This window comes from Pseudomonas sp. THAF187a (genome assembly GCF_009363395.1).
In the GTDB taxonomy this organism is placed as follows: Bacteria; Pseudomonadota; Gammaproteobacteria; order Pseudomonadales; family Pseudomonadaceae; genus Aquipseudomonas; species Aquipseudomonas khazarica.
In genome coordinates, this window is the sequence record NZ_CP045349.1 from 1,286,317 (window position 1) to 1,311,731 (window position 25,415).

Annotated in this window: 31 protein-coding genes, 1 other RNA gene and 1 pseudogene; 23 read left to right on the forward strand and 10 right to left on the reverse strand. The window is 60.8% G+C overall.

Going from position 1 to position 25,415, the window contains the following annotated elements:
* Window positions 1–23: 23 nt before the first annotated feature.
* From FIV02_RS05870 to FIV02_RS05890, 5 genes are all read left to right on the forward strand, one after another.
* Window positions 24–1,187 (forward strand): ABC transporter permease, encoded by a 1,164-nt coding sequence (locus tag FIV02_RS05870; protein WP_256663081.1) that lies wholly within the window; start codon window positions 24–26, stop codon window positions 1,185–1,187.
* A gap of 13 nt (window positions 1,188–1,200) precedes the next feature.
* Window positions 1,201–2,016 carry an ABC transporter permease gene (locus tag FIV02_RS05875; protein WP_134677701.1) on the forward strand — a complete coding sequence of 272 codons (816 nt, stop codon included), beginning with the start codon at window positions 1,201–1,203 and terminating at the stop codon, window positions 2,014–2,016.
* A 2-nt stretch (window positions 2,017–2,018) separates the two neighbouring features.
* A complete protein-coding gene (locus FIV02_RS05880) occupies window positions 2,019–2,765 on the forward strand; it encodes an SDR family NAD(P)-dependent oxidoreductase (protein WP_134677700.1) in 747 nt (248 codons plus the stop codon).
* A 230-nt stretch (window positions 2,766–2,995) separates the two neighbouring features.
* Window positions 2,996–4,201, forward strand: a complete 1,206-nt coding sequence (cml, locus tag FIV02_RS05885; RefSeq protein WP_152488090.1) for a CmlA/FloR family chloramphenicol efflux MFS transporter — start codon at window positions 2,996–2,998, stop codon at window positions 4,199–4,201.
* Between the two features lie 130 nt (window positions 4,202–4,331).
* Window positions 4,332–4,715, forward strand: coding sequence for a hypothetical protein (locus FIV02_RS05890; RefSeq protein ID WP_134677698.1), 384 nt, complete (start codon window positions 4,332–4,334; stop codon window positions 4,713–4,715).
* 221 nt (window positions 4,716–4,936) lie between these two features.
* Here the strand turns inward: FIV02_RS05890 and FIV02_RS05895 are convergent, their stop codons facing one another.
* The 5 genes from FIV02_RS05895 to FIV02_RS05915 are packed head-to-tail and all read right to left on the reverse strand — an operon-like array spanning window position 4,937 to window position 8,571.
* Window positions 4,937–5,407: an Atu1372/SO_1960 family protein gene (locus tag FIV02_RS05895; protein WP_152488091.1), complete on the reverse strand. Its 471-nt coding sequence runs from the start codon at window positions 5,405–5,407 to the stop codon at window positions 4,937–4,939.
* A gap of 24 nt (window positions 5,408–5,431) precedes the next feature.
* Complete coding sequence (locus tag FIV02_RS05900) at window positions 5,432–6,238, reverse strand: glycine betaine ABC transporter substrate-binding protein (RefSeq protein WP_152488092.1); 807 nt, start codon at window positions 6,236–6,238, stop codon at window positions 5,432–5,434.
* A gap of 36 nt (window positions 6,239–6,274) precedes the next feature.
* Window positions 6,275–6,766, reverse strand: coding sequence for a VOC family protein (locus tag FIV02_RS05905; RefSeq protein ID WP_218571702.1), 492 nt, complete (start codon window positions 6,764–6,766; stop codon window positions 6,275–6,277).
* Window positions 6,763–7,881, reverse strand: coding sequence for an alkene reductase (locus FIV02_RS05910; protein ID WP_152488093.1), 1,119 nt, complete (start codon window positions 7,879–7,881; stop codon window positions 6,763–6,765). Before FIV02_RS05910 ends, FIV02_RS05905 begins: the two co-directional genes overlap by 4 nt.
* A gap of 18 nt (window positions 7,882–7,899) precedes the next feature.
* Entirely contained in the window at window positions 7,900–8,571 is a 672-nt protein-coding gene (locus FIV02_RS05915) for an SDR family oxidoreductase (RefSeq protein ID WP_134677694.1), read from the reverse strand.
* Window positions 8,572–8,667: 96 nt separating this feature from the next.
* Between FIV02_RS05915 and FIV02_RS05920 the strand changes: the two genes are divergently transcribed.
* The 9 genes and pseudogenes from FIV02_RS05920 (at window position 8,668) to FIV02_RS05960 (ending at window position 15,002) form a co-directional block, all read left to right on the forward strand.
* Entirely contained in the window at window positions 8,668–9,564 is an 897-nt protein-coding gene (locus FIV02_RS05920; RefSeq protein WP_152488094.1) for a LysR family transcriptional regulator, read from the forward strand.
* Window positions 9,565–9,681: 117 nt separating this feature from the next.
* Window positions 9,682–10,608, forward strand: a complete 927-nt coding sequence (locus FIV02_RS05925; protein ID WP_152488095.1) for an AraC family transcriptional regulator — start codon at window positions 9,682–9,684, stop codon at window positions 10,606–10,608.
* 60 nt (window positions 10,609–10,668) lie between these two features.
* Window positions 10,669–11,223, forward strand: coding sequence for a YbhB/YbcL family Raf kinase inhibitor-like protein (locus tag FIV02_RS05930; RefSeq protein ID WP_152488096.1), 555 nt, complete (start codon window positions 10,669–10,671; stop codon window positions 11,221–11,223).
* 197 nt (window positions 11,224–11,420) lie between these two features.
* A pseudogene (locus tag FIV02_RS24890) lies at window positions 11,421–11,699 on the forward strand (hypothetical protein); the annotation flags it as partial.
* Between the two features lie 818 nt (window positions 11,700–12,517).
* Window positions 12,518–12,862, forward strand: a complete 345-nt coding sequence (locus FIV02_RS05940; protein ID WP_152488098.1) for a hypothetical protein — start codon at window positions 12,518–12,520, stop codon at window positions 12,860–12,862.
* A 98-nt stretch (window positions 12,863–12,960) separates the two neighbouring features.
* On the forward strand, window positions 12,961–13,293 hold the full coding sequence (locus FIV02_RS05945) for an HNH endonuclease (protein WP_152488099.1): 333 nt from the start codon (window positions 12,961–12,963) through the stop codon (window positions 13,291–13,293).
* Window positions 13,286–13,630: a threonyl-tRNA synthetase gene (locus FIV02_RS05950; RefSeq protein WP_152488100.1), complete on the forward strand. Its 345-nt coding sequence runs from the start codon at window positions 13,286–13,288 to the stop codon at window positions 13,628–13,630. Before FIV02_RS05945 ends, FIV02_RS05950 begins: the two co-directional genes overlap by 8 nt.
* A 25-nt stretch (window positions 13,631–13,655) precedes the next feature.
* The gene (locus FIV02_RS05955) at window positions 13,656–14,498 is read left to right on the forward strand and encodes a DUF4393 domain-containing protein (protein ID WP_152488101.1); all 843 of its coding nucleotides are present in this window, start codon (window positions 13,656–13,658) and stop codon (window positions 14,496–14,498) included.
* 132 nt (window positions 14,499–14,630) lie between these two features.
* On the forward strand, window positions 14,631–15,002 hold the full coding sequence (locus tag FIV02_RS05960; protein ID WP_152488102.1) for a DUF2513 domain-containing protein: 372 nt from the start codon (window positions 14,631–14,633) through the stop codon (window positions 15,000–15,002).
* Between the two features lie 153 nt (window positions 15,003–15,155).
* Here the strand turns inward: FIV02_RS05960 and FIV02_RS05965 are convergent, their stop codons facing one another.
* Window positions 15,156–15,728, reverse strand: coding sequence for a hypothetical protein (locus FIV02_RS05965; RefSeq protein WP_152488103.1), 573 nt, complete (start codon window positions 15,726–15,728; stop codon window positions 15,156–15,158).
* A 57-nt stretch (window positions 15,729–15,785) separates the two neighbouring features.
* Window positions 15,786–16,058 carry a hypothetical protein gene (locus FIV02_RS24945; protein WP_152488104.1) on the reverse strand — a complete coding sequence of 91 codons (273 nt, stop codon included), beginning with the start codon at window positions 16,056–16,058 and terminating at the stop codon, window positions 15,786–15,788.
* Window positions 16,059–16,204: 146 nt separating this feature from the next.
* Here FIV02_RS24945 and FIV02_RS05975 point away from each other — a divergent pair, with 146 nt between their 5' ends.
* From FIV02_RS05975 to FIV02_RS06015, 8 genes are all read left to right on the forward strand, one after another.
* Window positions 16,205–16,423, forward strand: coding sequence for a helix-turn-helix domain-containing protein (locus tag FIV02_RS05975; protein ID WP_150608010.1), 219 nt, complete (start codon window positions 16,205–16,207; stop codon window positions 16,421–16,423).
* A complete protein-coding gene (locus FIV02_RS05980; protein WP_152488105.1) occupies window positions 16,420–16,635 on the forward strand; it encodes a hypothetical protein in 216 nt (71 codons plus the stop codon). Before FIV02_RS05975 ends, FIV02_RS05980 begins: the two co-directional genes overlap by 4 nt.
* On the forward strand, window positions 16,628–16,981 hold the full coding sequence (locus FIV02_RS05985) for a hypothetical protein (protein WP_152488106.1): 354 nt from the start codon (window positions 16,628–16,630) through the stop codon (window positions 16,979–16,981). The genes FIV02_RS05980 and FIV02_RS05985 overlap by 8 nt, the downstream gene beginning before the upstream one ends.
* A complete protein-coding gene (locus FIV02_RS05990) occupies window positions 16,974–17,372 on the forward strand; it encodes a hypothetical protein (protein ID WP_152488107.1) in 399 nt (132 codons plus the stop codon). Before FIV02_RS05985 ends, FIV02_RS05990 begins: the two co-directional genes overlap by 8 nt.
* Before the next feature lie 108 nt (window positions 17,373–17,480).
* Window positions 17,481–17,708 (forward strand): hypothetical protein, encoded by a 228-nt coding sequence (locus tag FIV02_RS06000; RefSeq protein ID WP_152488108.1) that lies wholly within the window; start codon window positions 17,481–17,483, stop codon window positions 17,706–17,708.
* A gap of 178 nt (window positions 17,709–17,886) precedes the next feature.
* Complete coding sequence (locus FIV02_RS06005; RefSeq protein ID WP_152488109.1) at window positions 17,887–19,164, forward strand: hypothetical protein; 1,278 nt, start codon at window positions 17,887–17,889, stop codon at window positions 19,162–19,164.
* A complete protein-coding gene (locus FIV02_RS06010; protein WP_152488110.1) occupies window positions 19,164–20,159 on the forward strand; it encodes a tyrosine-type recombinase/integrase in 996 nt (331 codons plus the stop codon). The genes FIV02_RS06005 and FIV02_RS06010 overlap by 1 nt, the downstream gene beginning before the upstream one ends.
* Window positions 20,160–20,224: 65 nt before the next feature.
* A complete protein-coding gene (locus FIV02_RS06015) occupies window positions 20,225–20,512 on the forward strand; it encodes a DUF3892 domain-containing protein (protein WP_152488111.1) in 288 nt (95 codons plus the stop codon).
* An 84-nt stretch (window positions 20,513–20,596) separates the two neighbouring features.
* Here FIV02_RS06015 and ssrA read toward each other — a convergent pair.
* Window positions 20,597–20,953: a transfer-messenger RNA gene (gene ssrA / locus FIV02_RS06020) on the reverse strand.
* 130 nt (window positions 20,954–21,083) lie between these two features.
* Here ssrA and FIV02_RS06025 point away from each other — a divergent pair.
* On the forward strand, window positions 21,084–23,999 hold the full coding sequence (locus FIV02_RS06025; RefSeq protein ID WP_152488112.1) for an ATP-binding protein: 2,916 nt from the start codon (window positions 21,084–21,086) through the stop codon (window positions 23,997–23,999).
* A 27-nt stretch (window positions 24,000–24,026) separates the two neighbouring features.
* On the opposite strand, the gene FIV02_RS06030 is transcribed toward FIV02_RS06025, so the two are convergent.
* Complete coding sequence (locus FIV02_RS06030; RefSeq protein WP_037047057.1) at window positions 24,027–24,272, reverse strand: hypothetical protein; 246 nt, start codon at window positions 24,270–24,272, stop codon at window positions 24,027–24,029.
* Window positions 24,273–24,350: 78 nt separating this feature from the next.
* Window positions 24,351–25,373, reverse strand: a complete 1,023-nt coding sequence (gene rtcA / locus FIV02_RS06035) for an RNA 3'-terminal phosphate cyclase (RefSeq protein WP_152488113.1) — start codon at window positions 25,371–25,373, stop codon at window positions 24,351–24,353.
* Window positions 25,374–25,415 lie beyond the last annotated feature (42 nt).

Below are 25,415 nucleotides of genomic sequence, written 5' to 3' on the forward strand. Positions count from 1 at the left end.
AGCAGGTTTTCTCCGTCTTGCTGGTGCTGCCGCTGCTGGCCTACACCGCCGTTTTCTTCGCGCTGCCGATTGGCATGATGCTGTACCGGGCCGTCAGCAACCCGGAAGTGATTCAGGCGTTCCCCCGCACGCTGGCGGCGCTGGAGGAACAGAAGAGCGTGACGCCGCACGCCGTTCCTGCGGAAGGAGTTTTCATCGCCCTCGAGCAGGATTTTCTCCAGGCACCGAGCATTGCCGTCATCGGCGAAGCGGCTCGGCGCCTGAACTACGAGAGCAGTGGCTATCGTGCGCTGGTCATGAAGACTGCGCGTCACTACAAGAGAGGCCCGTCCTCGACAGCGAGCAGTGCACAGGCACGCTTTGCGGCTATCGATCCGCGCTGGATTTCCGCGAAGTTCTGGAGCGACTTCCAGCGTGCCTCACCGGCATACACGCCCTACTACCTGCTGGCGGCCGTCGACCTCAAGCAGACCGCTGAGGGCGTCGCACTGGCTGACGAGAATCAGCGTGTGTACGTCAGCCTGATCCTGAAGACGCTGAAAATCGCCCTGGTGGTGTCCTTGCTCTGTCTGGTGCTGGGTTTTCCCTTCGCTGCCCTGATGGTCAGCGCGCCCCGTCCGATGCAGATCCTGCTGCTCCTTGCCGTGATGCTGCCGTTCTGGACGTCACTGCTCGCCAGGACAACGTCTTGGATCGTGGTGCTGCAGCAAAAGGGCATCGTCAACACCTTGCTCCTGCACGCGGGACTGATCGATCAGCCCATCGCGATGATCTTCAACCTGCCAGGGGTGTACATCGTCATGGTCCATATCCTGCTGCCATTCAGTGTGCTGCCGCTGTACAGCGTCATGAAGAGCATCCCGCCGCACTTCATGCGGGCCTCGGCATCGCTGGGCGCGCACCCATTGCGCGGGTTCGTCCATGTCTATCTGCCGATGACCCTCACCGGCATTGGCTCCGGCACCTTGCTGACCTTCATCGTGGCCGCTGGTTACTACGTGACCCCCACGCTGGTGGGCAGCGCCCGTGAGCAGATGCTTGGTTACTTCATTGCCTTCTACACCAACACGACCGTCAACTGGGGCATGGCCTCGGCGCTCGGACTGATGCTGATTCTTTGCGTCATGGTCATCTATCTGTTGGCGGCGCGCCTGGTGGGCATCCGCCAGATCGCCGGATTGCGTTAGGGGAGCCATTGCCATGCGTCATTTTTTGCTTGCCTCGATCATGCGCAAAGCGCATCTGTCGTTCGGTCTGCTGATGAGCCTGTTCATGATCGGCCCCTTGCTGGCGGTCGTGCCGATCTCGTTCAGCAGCGGTTCATTTCTGTCGTACCCGTTGCCAGGGTTTTCCCTGCAATGGTACGAGCGCGTCTTCACCAGTGGCCCATGGATGAGTGCGCTGAGCAACAGCCTCGTAGTCGGGGCGACCTCGACCGCCCTGGCCACGGTACTGGGGACCCTGGCCGCGCTGGCCTTTGCCAGACGCAACCTGCCTGTGCCTGGCGGTCTGCTCGGCCTGCTGATCTCGCCCATGATCTTCCCGCCGGTCATTTCCGGGCTGGGTATGTACTTTCTGTTCGGCCAGCTGGGCCTGACGGGAACGATGACGGGGCTGATTCTCGCGCATACCGTGCTGGCCACCCCGTTCGTGCTGATCAGTGTGGCGGCCAGCCTCCAGGGGTTCGACATGACATTGCTGAAAGCCGCGGCCATGGCCGGCGCAAGCCCTGCGCGCGCGTTCGTGGGCATCGCCGTTCCGATCATCGCGCCCGGCATAGTGTCCGGCGCACTGTTCGCCTTCATGACCTCGTTCGATGAAATCGTGGTAACGCTGTTCATCGGCGGGCCAAGTCAGCGGACCTTGCCCCGGCAGATGTTCGACGGCATCCGCGACACCATCGATCCGTCGATTCTGGCCATGTCGACCTTCTTGCTCGTCGTCGGTATTGCCGGCCTTCTGAGCACGACCTTCCTCACCTTGCGCGCCCAGCGCAACAACCAACGGAAATCATGATTATGTATATCGTCACAGGTGGCACCCATGGCATCGGCGCCGCGACCGTCGAGTTGCTGGCCGGTCAGGGTTGCAAGGTGGTGTTCAGCGGCCGCGACGCAGAGGCCGGGGCGGCATTGCAAGAACGCCTGCCAGCGAGCACGTTCGTCCCTGGCGACGTGCGCAACGAGGAAGACTGCGCGGCGGTCGTGGCCAAGGCGCTGGAGCTTGGTGATGGAGCACTCAGCGGGCTGGTCAACAATGCAGGCATGGCAGGGCGCAAGGCATTTCACGAAACCACGCAGCAAGAGTGGGACGCCATGTTCGCAGTCAACACGCGCTCCGCCTTCTTCTTCATCAAGCATGCGCTGCCCGGCCTGCAGAAGGGCGGCGGGGCGGTCGTGAACGTCTCGTCGATCGCCGGCAAGACGGGGGAGCAGGGGCTCGCCACATACTGTGCAAGCAAGGCGGCGTTGTTGGGCCTGACTCAGGCACTGGCCCTGGAGTATGGCGCGCAGGTGCGCTTCAACGCCGTGTGTCCAGGGCAGATTGCCACGCGCATGATGAGTGGTGTCGTCGCGGATGCCGGCAAGGTGGCGGCGTTGAGCGCGCGCATTCCTGCCGCCAGACTGGCCCGGCCTGACGAGGTGGCCAATGCGATCGTCTGGCTGCTTTCTCCCGCGTCCAGTTATGTCAATGGCACCTCGCTAACCATCGATGGTGGTGAAACCGCGGGGTTGCTCACACCCAGGATTCCGCCAGTGGTCTGAGCCGTTCAACTGGAGCGCGATGGGGCTGCCGAGCGCTGCGGCTCGTGCTTCACCGCTCGATGGGGCGGTGATACGCTAGCCCATCGCATCGGGAATGAACGCCAATGAGAACCGCCAAGCAAGCCGTCAAGTAAGCCGCAGCAACCTTTCTTTCCGGTTGTTGCGGTGCTCTTCTGGCTTCTTCACATGATGAGACCGCAGCCAAACCTCTCGCTCAAGGAGATGGCTTCGTGCGCTCAAAAGATCTTACCTGGCGATACTCTCTCGCCGTCACGCTGCTTCTGTTGTCCCCCTTCGACCTGATCGCGTCGCTGGGGATGGACATGTATCTGCCCGTTATTCCCTCGATGGCCCAGGCGCTGAATGCCAGCGCCAGTACCATTCAGTTGACCCTGACGGTTTACCTGGTCGTGCTGGGGGCGGGCCAGTTGATAGTTGGGCCGCTGTCCGACCATTTCGGCAGACGCCCCGTGCTGTTGCTCGGTGGCATGACCTACCTCCTGGCCTCGGTCGGGCTCGCCCTGGCCTCGTCGCCTGCGGCATTCCTGGCGCTGCGTACGCTCCAGGCGGCCGGGGCATCGGCTTGTCTGGTCGCGGTATTTGCCACCGTGCGCGACGTTTATGCCAAGCGTCCCGAGGGCAGCGTCATCTATGGCTTGCTGGGCTCCATGCTGGCGATGGTGCCCGCGCTGGGACCATTGCTGGGGACTTCGGTCGCGGCATGGCTGGGGTGGCGGGCGATCTTCTTGGTGCTCGCTGTCGCCATGCTCGGGGCGGTCGTTTCAGCCTGGCTGCTCTGGCCAGAGACCCGGCGGGCCAGAACGGGCAGCCTGAGCTGGCGGCAGCTGTTCGTGCCTCTGAAGTCCTTCGGGTTCTGGCTTTATACCCTCGGTTACAGTGCCGGGATGGGCAGTTTCTTCGTCTTCTTCTCGGTCGCCCCCTGGGTGATGATGGAGCGACAGCAGCTGTCTGCGTTCGAGTTCAGTCTGGTATTCGGCACGGTCGCAATCGTGATGATGATCGCGGCTCAGGTGATCGGGCGGCTGGTGCGGCGTGTCGGGGAAATCGTCATTCTTCGCGCGGGGATGGGCTGTCTCATCGCTGGTGCCCTGCTGCTGGTTGCTGGAGAATCACTGATCCGGGAGTCGGTCACGGGCTTCATTGGCCCGATGTGGCTCATAGGCGTGGGAATCTCTGCGGCGGTTTCTGTCGGCCCCAATGGTGCATTACGTGGGCTCGATCATATCGCCGGCACTGCCACAGCGGTTTACTTCTGCCTGGGCGGTGTGCTCCTGGGCGGGATTGGCACGCTCATCATCTTGCTGACGCCAGGTGGTACCGCGTGGCCGATAGCGGTGTATTGCATGCTCATGGCGGCGATCACCCTCGGCCTGTCTCTGCTCCGGCGCCCTGGGCGCATCGGCGGGCGGAGCTGATTCGGCCCTGCGGGTTGATTCATGCATTGCCGACCTTGCATGAATCAACCCGCAGGGGGTGAGGGCGGTGCCTGATTATGCTCACTCGAAGCTGAGTGATGAATGGATAGAAGTTGTTGTGAGGTGTGTGATGAATTGTCGTTCCTGGGGAAGTGTCCTGTTGCTGCTGGCGGGTAATGCGCTGGCCACTGATTTGCCCGATGACTCGATCTTCAGCCGTTACAGTGTGAAGCCTGAGGAGCTGCCTGCTGTCGAGGGCGAAACGTCAGTGCAGGCTGATCCGCCTGCGGAGAAGTTCAACATCAGGGACCCCCAACCCTGGATTACCGTCAAGGAGCCTGATGCGCGTCATCAGCTGATGACGGGCAATAGCGGTCTTGAACAGATGGTGAAACGAGATGCCGAGCGCTGCCGGCGAGAGCAGCAGAACTTCCTGCGGCGCGGCGAGCAATTCCCGCTCGACTGCGGTGATGACGGCATCGGGGTGACGATAGGGCCGTGGAGTCTCGACTAGCGCGCTGCCGCAGGTGCGGCCAGCGTCCTGGCGTCTGAACCTTTCCCTCATGAGCAGGCGACTGCGCTGGATCAGCCGGACTCCGCCGTGGCTGGCCGTGCGGTTTGCCCGGGCTCTTGGCGTCAGTCGATAGGGGGGGAGCGTTGCCTGCCCCCGAGCGGGGGAGCAGGCCTGGCAGGCGCCTCGGTCAGACGCTGAGGCGGCGTCAGAGGTGGAACGGGTCAGTGCGGCTCGACCCTGGCGAACAGATAGACCATGCACACGCTGTCCATCGGCATCACCGGATTGGTCCAGATCATCCGGGTGTGCTGTCCCTGGCGGTCGAATACACGGGTGATCAGGTCGGAGGCGCCATCCAGCGCCTTGGGGTGTTCGGTCACTCCCTCGGCTACGTTCAGCACCCCTTCGAGGCGCACGATCTGGCGCACCCGCGACAGTTCGCCGAGCGCCTGCTTGAGCTGCGCGATGGCGTTGAGCGCCGCCAGCGAGCAGGCCGCGTAACCCTGTTCGAGGTCCAGGTCGCGGCCCAGCTGGCCGCGATACCTGACGCCGCCGGCGAACCAGGGAAACTGCCCCGAGGTCATGAAGGTATCGCCGGCGATGCACCAGGGCAGGTAGTTGCCGAGCGCCGGCGCGGGCTCGGGCAGTTGCAGGCCGAGTGTGGCCAGGCGTGTTTCGGGGGTGTCGTGCATGGGGCGTTCCTCTGATGGGATGGCTCAGCCGTCGATCGGCTCCAGCCATTGGCCGAATGTGCGTGGGTTGGCGGCCAGCCAGGCCTGCGCGGCGGCTTGCGGCTGCAGGCCACCACGGTTGATGGCGAGGTCGAGCTCCGCGACCTGGGCATTGCTAAGGCGGATGTTGTCCAGCACCTGCAGGTGCTGCGGGCTGAAGTGCTGCAGACGGTCCTCTCGGGCCAGCAGCACCGCGCGGTCGATGCCGCCGAGCAGGCCCAGCGGCTCATGCAGTTCGCGCAGGCGATGCTGCGCATGCAGAAACTGTGGTTGCCACAGTGGTACCACCGCCCAGCGGCGTTCGGCGATGGCGCTCTCGATGGCCTCGATGCATTGCGCCTGCGTGCCGGTGAGGAAGCGGTAGCCGGCGTCGGTCAGGCCATAGGCCTGCAGTATCTGTTGCGAGAAACGGGTGATCCCGGCGCCAGGGCCGATGCCCTGGATCACCGGCGTCATTCGTGCGCGCACGGCCGGGCGCAGCAGGTCCGCGATCTCGGCGACCTCGCTCTGCGGCACGTAGTCCGGCACGCCCCACAGGGCATAGGGCTGGTAGTGCAGGCCCAGCTCGCGGGTAGCCACGCTCCGCTGCACCTGCTCAAGGTACAGGCCGTGGCTGGACGGCAGCCAGGCCGAGGCCAGCATGTCGATCCGGCCCTGGCGCAGGCGTTCGAAGTTCTCCTCGTGCGGCGCATGGCTGCAGCGCACCGAGTACCCCAGGTGTTCGAGCAGCGCAGCGACCACGGCGCCGGTGGCGTGGTGGAAGGTCAGGTCGGTGATGCCCAGGTGGATCATTCAAGGTGCTCCTTGCCGCCACGGCGGCTCATCACATCAGCCGATGTCCGGTCGCGGCATGGCTTCGCCCAGCACGGCGTTCTCCGGGCGGTAGGGAAAGATCAGCTCGATGGTCACGCCGTTGGGATCCTCGAGAAACAGCTGGTGCTCGCCGATCTGCGGCACGATGCGCTCGCGAAACGTCTGGCCGAGGTTGAGCAGGTGCTGCTGCGTCTCGGCCAGGTGCGTGCCGCGCAGCGAGATGTGGTCGACGCAGCCACTGCCGTCGGTACCCTCCTGCTCGCCCAGGTAGGCCTGCAGCTGGCGGTCGTCGGCGGTCACGGCGACGAGATGCAGCACCGGATGGGCGCCGACGTACAGCCAGCGTCCGGGGAAGCGAAACGCCGGTCGCGGACCGTCGCTCAAGCCGATCACCCAGGTGAAGAACTCGACCGTCTCCTCCAGGCGGCTGGTACGCAGGGTGAAGTGATCGAGCCCCAGCAGGTTGCCCGCCGGCAGGCCGGTGCCCTGGTGGGCCTGCGGGCTCACAGCGCCTGCTCCTGGACCGGCGACGCGGGATAGTCGCTGTAGCCGCGCGCATCGCCACCGAACAGGCTGCTCGGCTCGAAGTCAGCCAGCGGCAGGTTCTCGGCATAGCGGCGGGGCAGGTCGGGGTTGGCGATGAACGGGCGGCCGAAGGCCACCAGATCGGCATAGCCCTTGCCTAGCACCCACTCGGCGCGTGCCTGATCGTATTTGCCGGCGACGATGATCGGGCCGCGGAAACGCTGGCGGATGTCCTGGCGAAACGCCTCGGTGAATTCGGGGGCGTCGTCCCAGTCGGCCTCGACCAGATGCAGGTAGGCGATCTGCCTGGCGTCCAGGTAGCTGGCCGCATCGAGGATGGTCGGCAGGATGTCCGGGCAGGCCATGCCACGCGCGGTGAGGAACGGAGCCAGGCGAATGGCGGTGCGCGCGGCGCCGACTTCGTCGGCCACTGCGTCGATCACCTGACGCAGAAAGCGCAGGCGATTTTCCCGCGAGCCGCCGTACTCGTCGCTGCGCAGGTTGGAGGTGGTGCGCAGGAACTGGTCGATCAGGTAGCCATTGGCCGCGTGCACCTCGACACCGTCGAAGCCGGCGGCAATGGCATGCCTGGCGGCGACGCGGTAATCCTCGACGATTGCCTGTATTTCCTCGCGCTCGAGTGCTCGCGGGATGGGGCAGGGGTGCATGCCGCCCTCGCCGGTGAGCGGGTCGACTTTCCAGATCGCGCCGTCGAAGGCGACGGACGAGGGCGCGACCGGAAGTTGCCCGTCATGGAAGTCCGGGTGCGACATGCGCCCGACGTGCCAGAGCTGCAGGTAGATGCGCCCCCCGGCCTGGTGCACGGCGCGGGTCACCAGGCGCCAGCCTTCCACCTGCTCGGCACTGTGGATGCCGGGGGTGAACGAGTAGCCCTTGCCCTGTGGCGAGATCTGCGTGGCCTCCGAGACGATCAGCCCGGCGCTGGCACGCTGCGCGTAGTAGCTGGCATTGAGAGCGTTGGGCACGTCACCGGGCTGCGTGCTGCGTGCGCGCGTCATCGGTGCCATCACCAGGCGGTTGGCCAGTTCCAGATTGCCAACGCGGACCGGGTCGAAGAGTTTGCGAGAGTCGGACATGGACGTTTCTCCGTGGGATCAGTTGATGAGTGCGCCGCCATCGATATCGATGACCGCACCTGTCATGAAGGGGTTGTCGATGGCCAGCAGGTAGCCCTGGGCCAGGTCTTGCGGCCTGCCGACGCGGCCGACCGGCAGGTTGTTGGCCGCGCGTTGCAGCATGGCCAGGCGTGCGTCCTCTGCCATGCCGGCATAGGCCTCGCTGTCGGTCAGGCCAGGGCTGACGACGTTCACCCGCAATGGCGCCAGTTCACGTGCCAGCACCTTGGCGACGGCTTCGAGCGCTGCGTTCATCGCCGTCTTGACGAAGGTGCCGGGCACGGCGCGGCGTGCCAGGAAGCCGCTCGTCAGCGTCAGGCTGCCACCCGCGCGCAGGTACCGTGCGCCTACCTTGGCCACGGCCAGGCTGCCCCAGAACTTGGTGTCGAAGGCGGCCCTCGCCGTGCTCAGGTCCATGTCGAGCAGTTGCCCGCCCGGCGCTTGTGAGCCGGCGGTGAAGATCAGGTGGTCGATAGTGCCGATGGCCTCGAAGTAGCGCTCCACGGCGCTCGGGTCGGTGACATCCAGGCCGCTGCGGCGGCTGGCCACCAGCACCCGACCCGGGCGCTCCCGGAGTGCATCCGCAAGTGCCCGACCGATACCCGTATGGCCGCCGACGATGACGCTGGTGCTTTGCTCGGTGAAGTTCACGGTGCTTCCCCTTCGATGAACGATGGGGGTACCTTATGCTTTGCGCTGCAGGCTTAAAATCCAGCAATAATCGAAAAGATATTTCGGGTATTACGAATGATGCTCAACCACCTGGAGCTGTTCCTGCTGATCATCGAGAAGGGCGGGCTTTCTGCAGCCGGGCGTGAGCTGGGGCTCTCGCCCGCCTCGGTGTCCGAGCGGCTGGCCGCACTGGAGTCGCACTATGGCGTGGCGTTGCTGACCCGCACCACGCGCTCGATCAGCCTGACGGACGAAGGCCGGACGCTCGCCGAGGGCGCCCGCCGCCTGCTGGCCGAAGCGGAGGAACTGGACAGTCGGGTGCGTCTTGGTGCGCAGAGCCTGAGTGGACCGGTACGCTTGAGTGCTCCGGTCGATCTGGGGCAGGCGCGCATCGTGCCGATTGTCGACCGCTTTCTCGACCAGCACCGCGAGGTCAGCGTCGAGCTCAACCTCACCGACGGCTTCGTCGACCTGGTCAGCCAGGGCCTCGATTTTGCCGTGCGCTACGGCACGCTGGCGGACAGCAGCCTGAAGGTCAAACCCATCGGCGAGAACCGGCGCGTCGTATGCGCCGCGCCTAGCTACCTCGAGCGCATGGGCATGCCGTTGCACCCCGATGAACTGCACGGGCATGACTGCATCGTCATGCGTTTCGGCATCAACAGTGATCACCAGTGGTCGTTTCTCGTCGACGGCAAGCCCTACTCGGTCGCCGTCCGCAGCCGGCGCATGGCCAACCATGGCGAACTGGTCAGGCGCTGGGCGCTGCAGGGCCATGGTCTGTGCCTGAAATCGGTCTGGGACGTGCAGGCCGACCTTGATGGCGGACGGCTGATTGAAGTCCTGGCGCCATACAGTGCGGCACGTACGGCCCTGCAGATCGTCTACCCGGGGACGCGCAGCCAGCCGCGCCGCGTACGCGCGCTGATCGAGGCGATCGCCACGGAGCTTGCCGCCGATGACCGAACCTAGCCAGAGCGGGCCGTTGCCAGAGTGGGCAAGTGCCCTGGCTTGGCTTTCCGACGGTACACCCAGTAGATTGGCAGCGCGAACAGCCCTTCAGACGAAGCCCGGTGCCGCCCGCCCGCCATGCGTGATGTGTATGTGACCACTGCCTTCCGAGGCGCAGCGCGGCTGCGAAAGCCATTGCTGGCGAAACAAACCGAAAAGGAACTGTCCCTCGTGTCCACTCCCGTTACTGATATCGCTTCCGCGCCGGCTCAGGTCATTCGCATTGCCAGCAGCGCCAGGCATCGTGTGAGAACCCTGTCGATCCGCGAGGACCTTCTGGTGCTGGTGCGCCGTGGTCGCAAGGCGCTCATCGCACCGACCGGGACCCTCAGCGTATCGAAGAACGAAGTGGTGGTGCTGGCACGGGGAACCCAGTGGGACGTGCTCAACGATCCTGCTGACGAGTCGTGTTACGAGGCGCTGGCCTTGGCCTTTTCCGACGAACCTGTCAGGGCGGTTGCGGCGATCCTGCCGCCGGTGCGGGACGAGCTGTCCGCAGCCAGGACCATGGACCTTGACGGTGAACTGAGCGAGGTCATCGAGCGCACTGCGCTGGCCCTGGAGGCGGCGACGGTTTCTCCTTTGCTGCAGCGCCACCGGGTGATCGAACTGTTGCTTGTTCTGGGTGAGCGTGGCGTGCGTCTCAAGCCCGTCGAGCAGATTTCCTGGGCGGAGCGTATCCGCCGCCTCATCGCTCTGCGGCCTGAAGAGGACTGGAGAATCGAACGTCTCGCCGAGGTTTTCCATACCAGCGCCTCGACGCTGCGCCGACGTCTCGCGGGGTCGGGATTCACCCTCGCCGGACTGGTCCGCGAGGTGCGCCTGGAAACCGCTCTGGTCCTGCTGCAGAGTACCCAGCGCTCCATCAACGACATCGCCCTGCATTGTGGTTGGGAGTCGCACAGCCGCTTCAGCGCGGCCTTCCAGGCGCGCTGGGGATTCGCGCCCTCGGTGATGCGCCAACGCTTGGCGCAGAATGGCGCGCATCTGGAGCGTTTGGCGTAGCGGGGCAGGTTACGCGGCGGGATCATTGCCGCCGTCGAATACTGTCAAGGAATCTCTCCGATGCGCTCTGTGATCGCTGTCGCTCTTGCTTTCGTCTGCCTACCTGCATTGGTCAGGGCTGCAGATTTCACGCTGACCAGTTCGTCGTTCGCGGATGGGGGAACCCTGTCCGAACGGCACGTATACAGCGGCTTCGGCTGTAGTGGTGACAATCTTTCGCCGGCGTTGTCCTGGAGTGGCGCGCCAGCCGGGACGAAAAGCTTCGTGGTTACCGCATACGACCCGGATGCACCCACAGGGTCGGGCTGGTGGCATTGGGTCCTCTATGACCTGCCGGCAAGCACCTCGTCGCTGCCTGAGGGCGTTGGCCAGAAGGCTGGCCAAGCGCTGCCGGAGGGGGCGGTAGAGGGCGTCAGCGACTACGGCTCGGCCGGTTTTGGTGGCGCCTGCCCGCCGCAGGGGGACAAACCGCACCGCTATGTGTTCACCGTGCATGCGTTGAAGGTGGAAAAGCTGGAGCCGCCATTGGCGAACGCCTCGCCAGCGCTGATCGGCTTCCTCGTGCATTTCAACAAGCTGGCCAGTGCGAGCGTGACGGCCACTTACGGACGTTGAGCGAAGGGCTGCACACGGGTTTGCGCAGAGTGGTCCGGCCGCTGCCGCAGCTTGCCATTTGCCGGCTGGCGTCGGGCTGGATCGATTCCATGCTAGATTCCTGAGGGCGGATCCAGCCTGGCTCGAGAATGATTTCCGACGTTTGGAGAGGCTGGATTTCAATTGCTCCAATCCCTGCCGAGGACGACGCCAATCCCATGAACATTCATCTTGTCGCGAGTATCGCACTGCTTGCTTCCGGCATGGCGCAAGCCGGAGTTCCTCTGTTGAACTACAGCTGCCCCGGTTCGATCGAGGTGCATGCCGATCAAGGTGGCCCCGTCTATGTGAATGGCAAGGAAGCCAAGCTGAAGAAATTCAGCGACAGCTATTACGAGGCCTCACATGACGGCGTCACCATCTCGCTCATGCAGAACCCGGATCAGAGCATGAGTGTTTCCTATACAGCGAAACACGGCGTTCATGGTGTCTGTCAGGATGCCTCGGCATCGTCTGGCGTGGTCCCCAGCAAGGGGCCAAGCAAGGCCGAGCAGGCGTGTCTGGCGGCAGTTGCGAAAACCACGGGGGTGGCCCAGAACTCGTTGTCTGTCATCGATGTCATGAGTGCCGAAGCGGGTATCGGGGTGATGGTCAGGGTTCCGGGGGCAGACGCTCACTGGTCCTGCCTCTCAGATGCGGATGGCAATGTTCAGGGCACCCGCTACCGCGGTTCGGAGGGCAAGCTTTGAGCCTGCTCTCTACGCGCAGCGATCCAGGTCATGTTGGCTAGGTGGGCGTGCCGTTTCTGGTTCAGAAGAAACCCTGCGGATTGATGGTGTAGTTCACCAGCAGGGTCTTGCTCTACAGAGGGGAGAACATCGGCTTGCATTACAAAGAAAAACCCCTGACTTTCTCTAGGAAAATCAGGGGTTTATTTGGTGGAGCCGGGGGGATTTGAACCCGTTTGAACCGCTGCCCGTTACCGCCCTTCCTTGCCCAGCGCTAGCAAAATCGGAGCTTTCGCCACTTCTCTTCTGCCCATTGCGGCACTCTGTCGCCCGTTGATTTCGACACTTTTTCGACACTCCAGCTAGACAGGTTCGGCGGCTATGGCTAGCTTCTTGCCATCACGCCCCTGTTCTGAAGGTCTTTTGTGTCGCTTTTCCAACCTGAGACTGTCGCGTTTCTCACCTTTGATACGTGATAAATCAAAGGCTTGCGCCGAATTATAGTTGATTATCAGACATTACTGGGGATGTTATGCGACAGCAATGTCGCCTAATTTATAGTTATGTTTGCCAAGGTCGAATCATAGATGTTTAAGAAAATACTCTTTCACGCTCTCGTAGGCGGAGCCATTTTTGTTGTTGGGGCATGTTTGCATGATTTTGCCAAGATCAGAGGCCCAGGTGAATTTCTTGCCTACGGCGGAATGATATATGCAGGTGTAACTACTTTGTTGATACTCCTCGGAGTAAATCTGCCTTCTAAAATAGGTAGTAATTCTGGATCTTCATTTTTAGGTAAAGTAAGTAAGGACTTCTCTCAAAAAAAAGCGCGCCAGGAGTTGCTTGAGTATAAAAAGTTGTTGGATGAAAGTGTATTAACACAAGATGAGTTTGACGCAAAGGCGGCCGAACTAAAGAAAAAAATCTTATGAACATAACAAGTCAATCAACTTCGCGCCTTCGGCGCCGGACGTAGAAAAGCTGCGCAGGTTATTGAGGCGTTAGAGTTATCCATGAAAAAAGGTGAGTAATGGACGATAAGGGAAAACAATTATTAGCGAAGAACGGAAGACATTGTTCAATGTGTGGCAAAACATTGGATCAAGAACGCTTGGAGCTTACACATATCAAACCAATAGGTAAGGGAGGTTCTGATGACGTCAAAAACCTTACATTACTATGCGCTAACTGTCACAAAGAATTACATGCGAGCGAAAACAATAGGCTAGCCGGTGCAGGTATTGGCGGTGCTATTTTAGGTGCATCAATAGGGGGGCCAGCCGGAGCCATCATAGGCGGACTAGTTGGGTTGTTTATGGGCGACGCCGCAAATAAAAGCAAGAAGGAGAATATCGATGGATAAAGTCATCTTTATACCTTCTGCTGTTTTAGGGCTTATATTTGTAGCGATTTATGCATATAACTGCCATGCATCTAAAACCAAATTCAATCACCAAGTTATGGTCAGCTCAATCCTTCAAGCTAGCGGTATAGTGTGTGGAGGATTACTAATTTTGAGTACATTTTTCATTGAGTTAAAACAGTACCTAACAAACATAGATTTATACATATTGATTTCTGGGCTAGCTGTTTTGGTTGTATCAGTTCAGTCGGCATATAACGATCTAACCTTCAATAAAGCTGAAAATAACTCTAATAAGTCAAGTAAGGCGGACGCTGAAAATCGCGCCGCTTCTTGAGGCGTTATGCGAATAAGGAAGTATCATGACTGACGAAAGCAACGAAGAGAAAGAAGCAACTGGCGGAATTATTAAGCAGACCATTGACTCTGTAACAGCGTTAACCAAAGCCGTCCCCATATATCAAGATGCAGTTCAGCCCTTTGCCAAAGAGACAGGTAAAGCACTCGGCACAGTAGGAAAGGCAGTAAATGTTGCCTTGGCACCAATATCACTTGTGGTTTGGGGCTACGACAAAATAAGTGACTTTTTAGAAAACAAAGTAGCCGAAAAACTTGAAAAAGTACCCGAAGAAAGAATATCTACTCCCCCTCCGAATGTTGCCGGCCCCGCAATAGAAGCCCTTAAGTTCACTGGGCATGACGAAACGCTTCAGGATCTTTTTGCCAACTTAATCGCTAACTCGCTAGATTCAAAAACAGTATTGGAGGCTCACCCAGCATTCGTAGATATCATTAAGAATATCTCGCCAGATGAGGGGTTGATATTAAAATTATTTGTTGGCGTCCAACAGTTCCCAATGGTCGATGTTAAGTTGAATTTAAAGAAACAAGGCGGATTCAACATACTTCATCGCAATTTTAGCGAGATCGGCAAATTAGCAAATTGCAAACATCCCCAGCTAACAACAAATTACCTTGATAATTTGTGTCGCCTTGGCCTCCTGGGAATACCATCAGGTCGAAGGATCAATAATCCAAAGGCATATGAAAGCCTGACTAGTGATCCGAGCATAGAGCAGCTTAAAAAGCAATTTGAGAACAACGAAGACCTCAGTATTGAGTTTGAACAAAAATATATAGAAGTCACTGGGATGGGAAGGCAATTTATAAATGCTTGTGTTATTGACAAGAGAGCGCGCGGCTAAATCGCATAACAAGTCAATCATGTCGCCCGCAAAAATCGCGGGCTGGGACAGCCTACTCGCCGCTTCGCTCTGTTTCGGCTGCCCCATATTGAAGCGTTAGGGAAACTGCTCATCACTGAGTGAGAGAACGCAATGAAAAGAGATATGGAGCTGGTCAGAAAATTACTTTTCTTCTTTGAAGAGAAAACTGATCCTAAGCATGTTCAGGTTCCGCCTATAGAGGGCTACTCCGAAACACTCATTAAATATCATTGCGTCCTTCTGCATGATGCAGGACTAATATTCTGCGAACCAGTTAAGTCATCTAGTAGTGACCGTCCAATTTATGTCATACCATTTGAGCTGTCATGGGCAGGTCATGAGTTTCTAGAGAAAATACGCTCAGAAACGGTCTGGGCAAAAATTAAGTCTCACGCTCAAGAAAAAAGCCTTTCGCTTTCTTTCAACATAATCAATGAGCTGGCGCAGCGAGTGGTTACATCCGCACTCGGGGCATTCCCCTAACAAGTCGCTCAAACCGCTCACTTCGTTCGCTGGGACGGGCTAAAGCCCGCCCCTTAGCATAATCGTTAAAAAGGAAAGGGGAACTAATTTACTTCTGACATGCGAGCACAATAAATCCGCTCGACATTTGATGGCTCTTTCCCTAGCTCCGCGTCAGTTCCTATTATTCAACTGATACCGCGATTTACAGTCACGCTGCCTTAGGCTTCCATCTTTCCCGGCATATGAGCAGATCCAGTCCTCTGGCCTGTTCTGCTCACCTATCACCATGATCTTCTGTTCCGCCTGGCGCTTTCGGGTTTGCTCGTATGGCTCGGCGGTGCCCCACTCTCTCGCGTCGACAAGGTTTATCGCGCCCTTCGGAGTGTAGTTCTGATCGTTGAATACGGTTTGCTTGGGCACTGGAGTAGTTAAGCCGCTCTGTCGCTCTGGCTTTTGCTGTCGAGACATTGCGTCTCGCCTTGCCTGCTCTTCCACGATCTTGTCCCAGTCGTTCCTGGGCGTTGGCTCTGATCGGGTGATTTCTGCAACCGGTTTAGGCTTCGTCTGCTGACTGTTCGCAGCCAGGTTCTTTACGGTGTTCTTCATGAACGCTTGGCCGCCCAGTGTGAGCGCCCCAAGGGTGACGACCATGCCTATCACCCCTGCTATTACTGCGCCCATGTTGCCGCGTTTACGCGGTTTGCTGGTCAGCCATTCCGGGGCGTCGTCTCTGTCAGCCTTCATCCTTGAATCTCCCTTCCTTGCGGGCATACCAGCGCTTGGCTACTTCCTGGGTGATCGCTATCCCGCGTGTTGATCGGTCAAGTTTCGGTTGGCCTCGTCGTACTCGGGGCTGGTCTGGCCGCTCTCGGGTGCAATAGCACCACTGGCCAGCCACAGAGCGTAGGAGGGGTACAGAAGCGTCAGTGCTTCTACCTCCTGTGTGCTGATCCTGGTTCGCTTGTCGTAGCGAACGGTTCTCCACCGCGTCCCGCTGATCTCGGTCTTCTTCACCAGCTCGTCTAGCCCTGCCTTATCAACAAGAGCTCTAACGCGGTCGTCTATTGATTCCATAAAATTCTAGTAATCTACAAATGTAATATACAAATGCCACCTATCGTCGTTGTATATTACGACTGTAGGTTACGTCTTGCATCCGCTGCAGGTTGGCCAAGACGTAGCGCAATAAAGACCAACATAGTGCAACAAAGGCCACTGCGATGGAAGGAATCCCCCTGACGCTGAAAGACCTTGTGAGCCCGCCCCCGCTGATGCCGTGGCGGGAGTTCGCAAACTGGATTCGCATGAGTGAAGACCACGACACGGTTCGCGGCTGGATGCGCAACGGCTACATCCCGCACCGCAAGGTCGGGCGCCACGTGATGGTGAACGTCGCGCTGCTCACTCAGAAGCTGCTGGAAGAGGAGTGGGAAGAATGAGCAAGCGTGACGACAGCCTGGACCTGTGCAGCGTGAAGACCTTCGCCGAGCTGAGCGGCGTGTCTGTCGAAGAGGTCATCGACTGGGTGGACAGCAAGACCATCCCGAGCATGAAGCTGGCCGACTTCCGCATGGTCAACCTCGCCCGCCTGCGGGCTGATCTGGAGAAGGGCAAGACCGAGTTCAAAGAGGGGGACTACGCCCATGTCTAAGTGCGGAATCACCCTGGACGCAGCCACGGCCATTGGCTTCATCGGCCAGACCGTTCTGATCGAACAGACCTGGGACGACTACGCCGATTCCATCTGGTCGCTGTTCCACATCGTCGGCCTGATGCTGCCCCTGGACGGCGTGTACTCGCATGGCTGCTTCATGGTCGTTTGCCCGACCGATGAGGCGCCTTATCCGGAAGAGCTGTTCTTCGCCCACATCCGCACGCTGAGAGCCGTTCGCACCCGCGATCGCCACGCCCCCGGCAAGCTGTTGGAACGCCTGCCGCTGCCGCAGCTGATCCAGGCTCAAGCGGCCCCCTCGCAAGGAGAGCGCCACCATGTCTAAGCGCGGCATCATCCTGGATACGCCCACGGCTCTGAGCTATGTCGGGCAAACCGTTCTGCTGGAGCTGATGTGGCAAGGCGATACCGAGTCCTTCTGGCAGTGTGCCTACATCGCCGGCGTGATGATCCCGAGGGACAGCCGGCAAGGGGAACCCTGCTTCCTGGCCGTCGAGGTCAGTTCCAGCACGGGCAATCCGAACGAGTTCTACTTCGATGACATTTGCTCTATCAGGGCGATGCGGCACCGCGACCGGCATGGTTCCGGCAACGTACTGGACCGCATGACCCTGACCCATTCCGCCGATGGTTCCGGGTCAGGGGCCGCGCTCCCGGCTCGTCGGAACAGCTCCACCGTTCCGGCGAACGGAAGCACGGGCGCAGCGCACCCTTGACCCCACGCCATGAAAACGAGCCTGACCACGGGAGAGTGGGGTAGCTTCACCGCCCCGCGCTCCCGAGCCCTCGGCGGCAAGAGTGGGATGACAAGGGCAAGGCCCTTGGTGTCGCCCCTCAACGCCAGCCCGCTGCACTTCGCTGACGCCCTCCACCTTGTGTTCCTGGTGCTGCTCAGCGCCTTCCTCTGGTTCGCCAGCATCCCTCCCTTCGACCGCCCCCAGGTGCCGGCCTACTTCCAGAAGCAGGCCTGCCTGATCGACCGCCAGACCCAAGCGGAATACCCCGACAACTGGATGAGAAAAGGAAAAGAGCAGTGCAAGCCCCTGACGTAGCCGTGTGTGTCTCGGCGCAGCCGAGACGGGTTCGGCTGCGTCGGGGGCGCAGCGCGCAGCGAGCGAGCGGTTTAGTTCAGAGCGAGGCGAGCGGCGCGCGAACGCCGCTGACGCCCCTGTAACACGTCAGATAAACCAAGAATGAACTGGCAAGTAATGGCCAGTAAGGAAACCCAGCATGAGCATCAAAGACTTCGCCCGCCTCGACTTCAACGGAGAGAACAGCTCCGAAGGCCGAATCTTCGTTGACCCTGGTACGGCTCAGATTGTCGATCTGTGCCGGGTACGCCTGCTGCGTTGCGGCGTCGATACCGTCCGCCAGCTCTACCGCGGCCTGATCCGCCCCGAGCTGATGGGGCTGTTTAACAAGCCCGGCGCCATTGTCGACTTCGCGGGAGAGCGCTGGCATGCCGGACGGGTCGGCAAGGATTCGGGCTACCAGTACAAGCTCCAGAATGCTGATCTCGGGTTCATCCTGTTGGTGAAGAACTTCAACGCCAAGCTGGAGAACATCGGCCCACACCTCAAGATCGAAGTGTCCCCCCACGCCATCGACAGCCTGTCGCCTGAGCGCCTGCAAGCCCGCATGGATTTCTATGCCGAGCAGATCCTCACCAACATCGAACGCAACCAATGCGCGGTCCACCTCGCCCTGGATCTGCAAGGCTGGACCCCACCCAGTGATATGGTCGCCCGCATGCACTGCCGCGCCCGTGCCGCCCGCGATATCTCCGGTATCAAGGAAATCACCTGGGAGACCAAAAGCAGCGTCTATGGCCGTGGCGAGACCTACATGTTCGGCTCGGCCGGTGGCGTGCAACTGGCGATCTACAACAAGACCGAGCAGGCCCGCGCGGCGGACAAGCTCGACTACTGGGAAGGCGTCTGGCGACGTCGCGACAGCTTCGACGAAGGCGACCCGGACAACTACAACCCGGCCCAGGATGTATGGCGCGTAGAGCTGCGCTATCACCACTCGATCATCCAGCAGTTCGCCAGTGGCTCGGTGGATCTGCACACCGGCGACGCCATCGATACCAACAGCTTCGCCGCCTTCGCCCCGCATCTGGATGGCCTGTGGCGCTATGGTCTACGCCAGTTCAAGTTGCTGGCTCGCCCTGGGTACTTCGAACCCATCTGGACACTGATCCGCGATGACGCCCGCGTCGATCTGCCGGTGGACTCCCTGCTGGACGACACCGACTACAGGCGCAGCTACAAGACGTCTCGCGGCTTCTCGGGGAAGAACGTGGAGCTGTTCCTGGGAAACTTCGTAAGCCTGCTGGCACGGGAGCGAGTGGGCGCTAGAAAGGGCTTTTACCGGCTCAAGGATTGGGAGTGCTGGCCGGTAATCCGTGATCACTATGCCGCCAAGGGCATGGACGAAGACGCACTGTACAAGCACATCAAGGGCATCCTTGAGGAACGCCACGTCAGGTGGGGCCGGGCCGTCTGATGGCCATCGATCAGCTACCGGACGGGCGCTGGAAAGTCGACGTGGAGCCCATCAAGGGCAAGCGTTTCCGCAAGACGTTCAAGACCAAGGGCGAAGCGCAGCGCTTCGAAGCGTCCTGCAGGGCCAAGGTTGTCGAGAATCCGGATTGGTCGCCCAGGCCGAAAGACCGTCGCACGCTCGCCGAGCTGGTTGGCCTCTGGTTCGATCTGCACGGACATTCCCTGCGCGATGGTGAACGCCGCCGTAGCAAGCTCGATGCTCTGGCCAAGCGCCTGCGCAGTCCCCTGGGCAGCAAGCTCGACCCGCAAACCTACGCCCAGGATCGCCGGATCAGGCTAGGGGAGGGTGCCTCACCCAAGACGCTGAACAACGAGCTGGGCTATCTGCGTGCGGTGTACAACGAGTTGCGTGGCTTGGGTGTGATCGACTACGCCAATCCGCTCGCCCTGGTGAAGCCGCTCAAGGTGCAGGAACGGGAGCTGTCCTGGTTGACCACTGACCAGATCGCCGAGCTGCTGGAAGAGATACGTCGCGGCTGTGACAACCCGCACGTCGAGATAATCGCGTTGATCTGCTTGGCCACGGGGGCTCGATGGTCAGAGGCTGAAAAGCTGAAACCGACCGGGCTACGTAACAGCGTGATCACCTTCAGCGGAACCAAGAGCGGCAAGGTACGTTCGGTGCCGATCACTGCAGAGCTGGAAGCCAAGATCGTCAGACACTGGAAGCAACACGGCCAGCCAAACTCGGCCATCACCTCGTTCCGTCGCGCCCTGGCCAGGACGACCATCCGCCTACCGAAAGGGCAGGCCGCCCACGCCCTGCGCCACACCTTCGCCAGCCACTTCATCCAGAACGGCGGGAACATCCTCACCCTGCAGAAAATCCTGGGTCACTCCAGCCTGGCCATGACCATGCGCTACGCGCATCTGGCGCCAGATCATCTACAGGATGCGGTGAGATTTGGGCCATTAGCTCATTACCCAAATCACTAGGGGTTGATATTGGATAGCCACTACCCCATGTACCTCTAGCGGATGTCCCGCAAATGGAGGTTTGCATGGCTTATGATTTTTGGATCACCGCTGTAAGTACTAATGATCAGCACATTACCTACGTTAGGGCTCACCGTAAGTACCCTAATAAACTAGGGCCTGGGAGAACGGTAGCTAGAGGCTTTGTTGCTGATCTCATCAATATGAGGAAGGCGACATTCTGTACCTCTGTTAAGAATGCAGAGGGCAACTGGACGCAGGGGGCGCATGTCCACGTGCTTGAGGACGAATTTCTGACTACCGATCCGAATAGCAAGCTAAAGGATAATCTGGGCAAGCTTCCGGAATTCTGAGTAGTTTTTCGTCATAAGCTTCGACGTTTTTTCGACACCCAAAGAAAAACCCCTGACTTTCTCTAGGAAAATCAGGGGTTTATTTGGTGGAGCCGGGGGGATTTGAACCCCCGTCCGCCAGCTCTCCGCTATTGGTTCTACATGCTTAGCCATCTCTACTGAGTTAACTCCGCGCCGCCCGAGTGGCAGGGTGCTTGGAGCGAGCTGCATGAGTTTTAGCCGTTACGTCTGCAGCGAACTTGGCGGCGATCCTGTTCTATATGACTGACCAGATCTTCGGGTTTACAGGCATCCCCTAGGGTCAGCTGGCGCCCTTAGGCGGCCAGGGCGTAGTTGTCGTCGTTGGCAACTATCAAATTGTGGCAGCGGATTTACGAGAACTGTCACCTACTCGGCATGCCCCTCAAGTTTCGTTACCGGCGTCGAATCCTAATCGGCCCCAAAACCTTCGTGGTTACATCTAGGACGCGGAGTTTACGGTAAAGGTTCCTCGGCGTCGACTGCGGATTCCATCTCAGGAGGCTATGATGGCGTCCCGCATCCGCCTGCCTGCCCATGGAAAGGAGCCGCAATGCCGAGTTCTAGCCGCCACCCTCTGCGTCAGTGGATCTGGCGAGCGTTCGTGCAAAGCGCGCTGATCCCGCTGATTCTGGTGGAGTCGGTGCTGATTGCGGTGTACCTGCTGAGCAATCAGGCCATTCGTGATGCGCAGATCAGCCACCTGCAGGAAACGGCGGTCAAGGACCTGGCCAGCGCCGCGTTGCGCGAGGGGCAGATCATCGATGGTCGCCTGCGCTCCATCGAGTCGCTGCTGCAGGTCTATCGCGATGCGACGCATGACGCGCTGCTCGACTCCCGTTTCCAGGCCGATGACCTCGAACGGGCGCGCCATGCGCTGACCGACTCCGGAGTGTTCTATACCCGCAGTGACGATGGTCGGGCTGCTTCGTTCTACGCCAACAGCACGCCGTTGGCGCAACAGGACCACGCCAAGGTCATGCGCCTGTCGCAGGTGGACCCGCTGATGCGTTCGATCCGGCACGCCAACCCGCTGGTGGCGGCGCTGTATTTCAACAGCTGGGACAGCTACAACCGTATCTATCCCTGGTTCGACACGCCGGCGCAGTATCCCCACGACATGGTGATACCCGATTACAACTTCTATTACCTTGCCGACGCCAGGCATAACCCCGAGCGCAAGGTGGTATGGACCGACGTGTATCTGGACCCGGCGGGCCTGGGCTGGACGATGTCGGTCATCGCCCCAGTCTACCGCGCGAGCTTTCTCGAAGGTGTCGTGGGGCTGGATGTCACGGTCGGCCAGGTGCTGAGCGAAATCGCCGAGCTCAACGTGCCCTGGCGGGGCTATGCGATGCTGGTCAGCCATGACTACAACATCATGGCGCTCCCCGAAGCGGGGGAGCTGGACTTCGGCCTGCGCGAGCTGACCCAGTACTCCTACGAGGAGGCGGTGCGCCGCGAGGTGCTCAAGCCCGAGGATTTCAATCTGGCCAAGCGTGAGGGCATGGAACCGCTGCTGGAGGCGATGAGCGAGGGCCCAGGTGGCGTGCAGGAAGTCTTGCTGGGCGGGCGCAATCAGCTGGTGGCCTGGAGCGAGATTCCGCAGACCGGCTGGCGCCTGCTGCTGGTGGTGGACGAGGAGCAGGTGTTTCACGATACCAACCAGTTGTCCGAGCGTTACATGCAGATCGGCTACCTGCTGATCGCCGGGCTGCTGGCCTTCTATCTGTTGTTCTTCGCATTGATGTGGCTCCGCTCGCGGCATCTGAGCGATCAGTTGGCCAAGCCCATCTCCGGTATCGTCGACATGGCGACCCGCCTGGGTGAAGGCAGGGATCTGCCCGTCGCGCCGGACAGCCACATCCATGAAGTGCGGCGCCTCGCCGATGCCATGCAGCGGGCTGGCAAGCAGCTCAAGGCCAGCGAGCAGGAGCGGCTCGAAGCCCAGAGCATCCTGCAGCTGGTGCTCGATAGCACCACGGAAAGCCTCTGGGAAATCGATAGCCGGGCCCTGACCATCGAGCTCAGCGAGCGCTTCGTTCGCCGTTTCGGCCTGGGTGGCACGCACCTGACGCTGAGCGAGTTCAACCAGCGTGTGCACCCGGATGACCTCGAGCGCCTGCGTCACTTGCGCAAGCAGTTCGCCGACAATGGCGATGAGCATTTCGATGCCGAATACCGCTACCTGGACTGCCGTGGCGAATACCTCTGGCTGCTCAGCCGGGGCAAGGTCCTGGCCCGGGACGAGAGCGGCTGGCCGCTGCGCATCGCGGGTACGCACGTCGATATCACCCGGCTCAAGCAGGTTCAGGAGGAGTTGCGGCATGCCAGCCTGGAGGCGCTTGCGGCCAGCCAGGCCAAGAGTCGCTTCCTGTCGAGCATGAGCCATGAGCTGCGCACGCCGCTCAACGCTATCCATGGCTTTGCCCAACTGATCGAGATGGAGGCGCAGGACAAGGCGGATGCCCGCCTGGAGACCGACTATTCGCGGGAAATCGTCAGCGCCAGTCGCCATCTCACCTCGCTGGTCGACGACATTCTCGACCTGTCCAGTATCGAGAGCCGGCGTCAGCAGCTGCAGTTGCAGGCGATCGACATCGGTACGCTGCTCAGTGGCTGTGCCGAGCTGGTGCAGCCGGAGGTGCAGCAGAAACAGCTGCACCTGCAGGTCATGGACCCGGCGGATCCGCCCCTGTTCGTGCAGGGCGATCCGCGGCGAGTACGGCAGATTCTGCTCAACCTGCTCTCCAATGCGATCAAGTACAACAGCCCGCGCGGGATGATTCGCATGGGGTACGAGGTGCGCGCCGACTGCGTGCGGCTGTGGGTCGACGACACCGGGCCGGGGTTGTCGAGCGAACAGCAGGCGCAACTGTTCCAGCCGTTCCAGCGACTGGGGCGTGAGAGCTCGAATATTCCCGGTACCGGTATCGGGCTGGTGCTCTGCCGCGAGCTGGCCACCCTGATGGATGGCGAGATCGGCCTGCGTAGCGAGCCGGGCGTCGGCAGCTGCTTCTGGCTCGATCTGCCCAGCGCGGCCAGCCCGGACGCGCTGGGCGACGAGAGCCATGAGGCCGCGCCTCAGACCGTGCAGAGCCTGGTTCAGGTGTTGTGCGTCGAAGATCACCCGGCCTGCATGCGGATTCTGCAGGCCTCGTTGCGGGAGTTCGCCGAGGTTCGCGGCGTCAGCTCCTGCAAGAGTGCGTTGGCCGTATTGCAGGAGAGCGAACCGGCGCTAGTGCTGCTGGATATCGACCTGCCGGACGGTAGTGGCCTGGACGTGCTGGATGCCATGCGCCTGGAACCGAGGTTGCGCAACATACCGGTGATCGTGATCAGTGCGGTGGCCGATGACCGGCTGTTCGAGGACGCCCGGGCGCGTGGCGCCGCGGCCTGCCTGAGCAAACCGGTGGACCTGCAGGAAGTGCGTCAGTTGGCGTTGAGCCTGCTATACAGCGGTTTCTAGCAGGCTCACGCATCGCGCCCAGGGGTGTCACTCGCTGGCGGACAGCAGGTCCAGCGCTTCGCCCAGCACCTTGACCGATTCGGCGTGATCGCCCGCCTTGTGCAGGGCTTCGCCCTCGGCGCGCAACTCCTTCACCTTCGCCAGTACCTCGGGGTCGGTCGGCGGTTCGCTTTGCAACAGGGCATCGATCTTGGCCATGTCCTGAGGGCAGTGCATGGCCCAGAGCGGCAGGCTGATCAGTGCAGCGACGAGAAACATGAGCGTACGGCGCATGATGGCTCTCCTGGAAGGGGGCGGGAATCTCAGTATAGGAGAGCCTGGGCCAGTGGCTGATTGTCGACAGCAACGCGGTCAGCGTCGCAGCACCTGTACTTGCACGTTGCGGTCCGACTTGCAGCACTGGATATCGATATCCAGGAAGCGTTGGATGACCTCGATGTTGCTGCTCAGGTGTTCGCTGACGTGTGGCGTGGTGAAACTGCCGGCACCTGCCATGGCCAGTGGCAGCAACAACTGGTCGGCCAGGTGCTCCTCGACGGCGGCGCCGCTGCCGAGCCAGGTGCGCGCCTGTTCGATGGCCTGGTCGGCCACCTGTTCGGCGCGCACGCTGGCCTGCCCGACGCTGCTGAACACGGCGGTGACATCACTGCAGGTGACCTCCAGCAGCAGTATGTTGCCGGGGCCGATGTCTCGCTCCAGCCACACCCCCTTGAGGTCTTCGGTCGGCCATTTCAGGCGCTTGCCGACCCGCGCCAGCTCGCGCTCGGCCACATGCCCCGGCACGTCGGCCAGCAGTGCCCGTGCCTGCTGGCCGAGGCGTTCGCCGGGGCCGCTCAGGTGCAGCGGTTGCAGGGTTCCAGGGGTGATCTGCAGGGCCAGTTCACCGCCGCCGGCCGGCACGAAGCCGTGGCGCAGCAGCTGCAGTTCGACCTGTGCGCCCATGCGCTGCAGCAGTGGCAGCCAGCTGTGCGCGAGAAATTCGAAAGGCGGTGCCAGCGGGTTGTGCGTGCCGCCACTGAGGTGGATGCGGCTCGGTGCGTCGGCCTGCAGCAGGGCGGGCAGCAGCGTCTGCAGCACCAGGCTGCAGCTGCCGGCAGTGCCGATGGCGAAACGGTAATCGCCACCGCGAATCGGCCCCGGTACGAAGCTCAGGCTCTGCGAGCCAAGTTCGACACCGCAGGTGTTGGCCGAGCAGATCTGCGCGGCGGCATTCACTGCGGTCAGATGCTGGCGCAGCAAGCCCGGCCGGCTGCGCTTGGCGCGGATGTTGTGGATGCGAAACGGCTGGCCGGTGAGCATCGACAGGCTCAGCGCGCTGCGCAGAATCTGGCCGCCACCGATGGCGCCGTCCAGTTCGAGGAAATCCGTGTTCATGTTGTGTCCTTGTGTCCTTGTGTTCGCTGATCATGCCCTTGC

What these genes read in the sequence shown, in the direction of transcription:
- FIV02_RS05990 (WP_152488107.1), top strand. Translation starts at nt 16,974, where the DNA reads ATGTCTAAGCGCGGCATCATCCTGGATACGCCCACGGCTCTGAGCTAT.
- FIV02_RS05960 (WP_152488102.1), top strand. Translation starts at nt 14,631, where the DNA reads ATGAAAAGAGATATGGAGCTGGTCAGAAAATTACTTTTCTTCTTTGAA.
- FIV02_RS05975 (WP_150608010.1), top strand. Translation starts at nt 16,205, where the DNA reads ATGGAAGGAATCCCCCTGACGCTGAAAGACCTTGTGAGCCCGCCCCCG.
- FIV02_RS05930 (WP_152488096.1), top strand. Translation starts at nt 10,669, where the DNA reads ATGCGCTCTGTGATCGCTGTCGCTCTTGCTTTCGTCTGCCTACCTGCA.
- FIV02_RS05875 (WP_134677701.1), top strand. Translation starts at nt 1,201, where the DNA reads ATGCGTCATTTTTTGCTTGCCTCGATCATGCGCAAAGCGCATCTGTCG.
- FIV02_RS05925 (WP_152488095.1), top strand. Translation starts at nt 9,682, where the DNA reads ATGCGTGATGTGTATGTGACCACTGCCTTCCGAGGCGCAGCGCGGCTG.
- FIV02_RS05950 (WP_152488100.1), top strand. Translation starts at nt 13,286, where the DNA reads ATGGATAAAGTCATCTTTATACCTTCTGCTGTTTTAGGGCTTATATTT.
- FIV02_RS05890 (WP_134677698.1), top strand. Translation starts at nt 4,332, where the DNA reads ATGAATTGTCGTTCCTGGGGAAGTGTCCTGTTGCTGCTGGCGGGTAAT.
- FIV02_RS05920 (WP_152488094.1), top strand. Translation starts at nt 8,668, where the DNA reads ATGATGCTCAACCACCTGGAGCTGTTCCTGCTGATCATCGAGAAGGGC.
- FIV02_RS05965 (WP_152488103.1), bottom strand. Translation starts at nt 15,728, where the DNA reads ATGAAGGCTGACAGAGACGACGCCCCGGAATGGCTGACCAGCAAACCG.
- FIV02_RS05940 (WP_152488098.1), top strand. Translation starts at nt 12,518, where the DNA reads ATGTTTAAGAAAATACTCTTTCACGCTCTCGTAGGCGGAGCCATTTTT.
- FIV02_RS05895 (WP_152488091.1), bottom strand. Translation starts at nt 5,407, where the DNA reads ATGCACGACACCCCCGAAACACGCCTGGCCACACTCGGCCTGCAACTG.
- FIV02_RS06005 (WP_152488109.1), top strand. Translation starts at nt 17,887, where the DNA reads ATGAGCATCAAAGACTTCGCCCGCCTCGACTTCAACGGAGAGAACAGC.
- FIV02_RS06015 (WP_152488111.1), top strand. Translation starts at nt 20,225, where the DNA reads ATGGCTTATGATTTTTGGATCACCGCTGTAAGTACTAATGATCAGCAC.
- FIV02_RS06010 (WP_152488110.1), top strand. Translation starts at nt 19,164, where the DNA reads ATGGCCATCGATCAGCTACCGGACGGGCGCTGGAAAGTCGACGTGGAG.
- FIV02_RS24945 (WP_152488104.1), bottom strand. Translation starts at nt 16,058, where the DNA reads ATGGAATCAATAGACGACCGCGTTAGAGCTCTTGTTGATAAGGCAGGG.
- FIV02_RS05880 (WP_134677700.1), top strand. Translation starts at nt 2,019, where the DNA reads ATGTATATCGTCACAGGTGGCACCCATGGCATCGGCGCCGCGACCGTC.
- FIV02_RS05955 (WP_152488101.1), top strand. Translation starts at nt 13,656, where the DNA reads ATGACTGACGAAAGCAACGAAGAGAAAGAAGCAACTGGCGGAATTATT.
- FIV02_RS05910 (WP_152488093.1), bottom strand. Translation starts at nt 7,881, where the DNA reads ATGTCCGACTCTCGCAAACTCTTCGACCCGGTCCGCGTTGGCAATCTG.
- FIV02_RS05985 (WP_152488106.1), top strand. Translation starts at nt 16,628, where the DNA reads ATGTCTAAGTGCGGAATCACCCTGGACGCAGCCACGGCCATTGGCTTC.
- FIV02_RS06030 (WP_037047057.1), bottom strand. Translation starts at nt 24,272, where the DNA reads ATGCGCCGTACGCTCATGTTTCTCGTCGCTGCACTGATCAGCCTGCCG.
- FIV02_RS05900 (WP_152488092.1), bottom strand. Translation starts at nt 6,238, where the DNA reads ATGATCCACCTGGGCATCACCGACCTGACCTTCCACCACGCCACCGGC.
- rtcA (WP_152488113.1), bottom strand. Translation starts at nt 25,373, where the DNA reads ATGAACACGGATTTCCTCGAACTGGACGGCGCCATCGGTGGCGGCCAG.
- FIV02_RS05945 (WP_152488099.1), top strand. Translation starts at nt 12,961, where the DNA reads ATGGACGATAAGGGAAAACAATTATTAGCGAAGAACGGAAGACATTGT.
- FIV02_RS05980 (WP_152488105.1), top strand. Translation starts at nt 16,420, where the DNA reads ATGAGCAAGCGTGACGACAGCCTGGACCTGTGCAGCGTGAAGACCTTC.
- FIV02_RS06025 (WP_152488112.1), top strand. Translation starts at nt 21,084, where the DNA reads ATGCCGAGTTCTAGCCGCCACCCTCTGCGTCAGTGGATCTGGCGAGCG.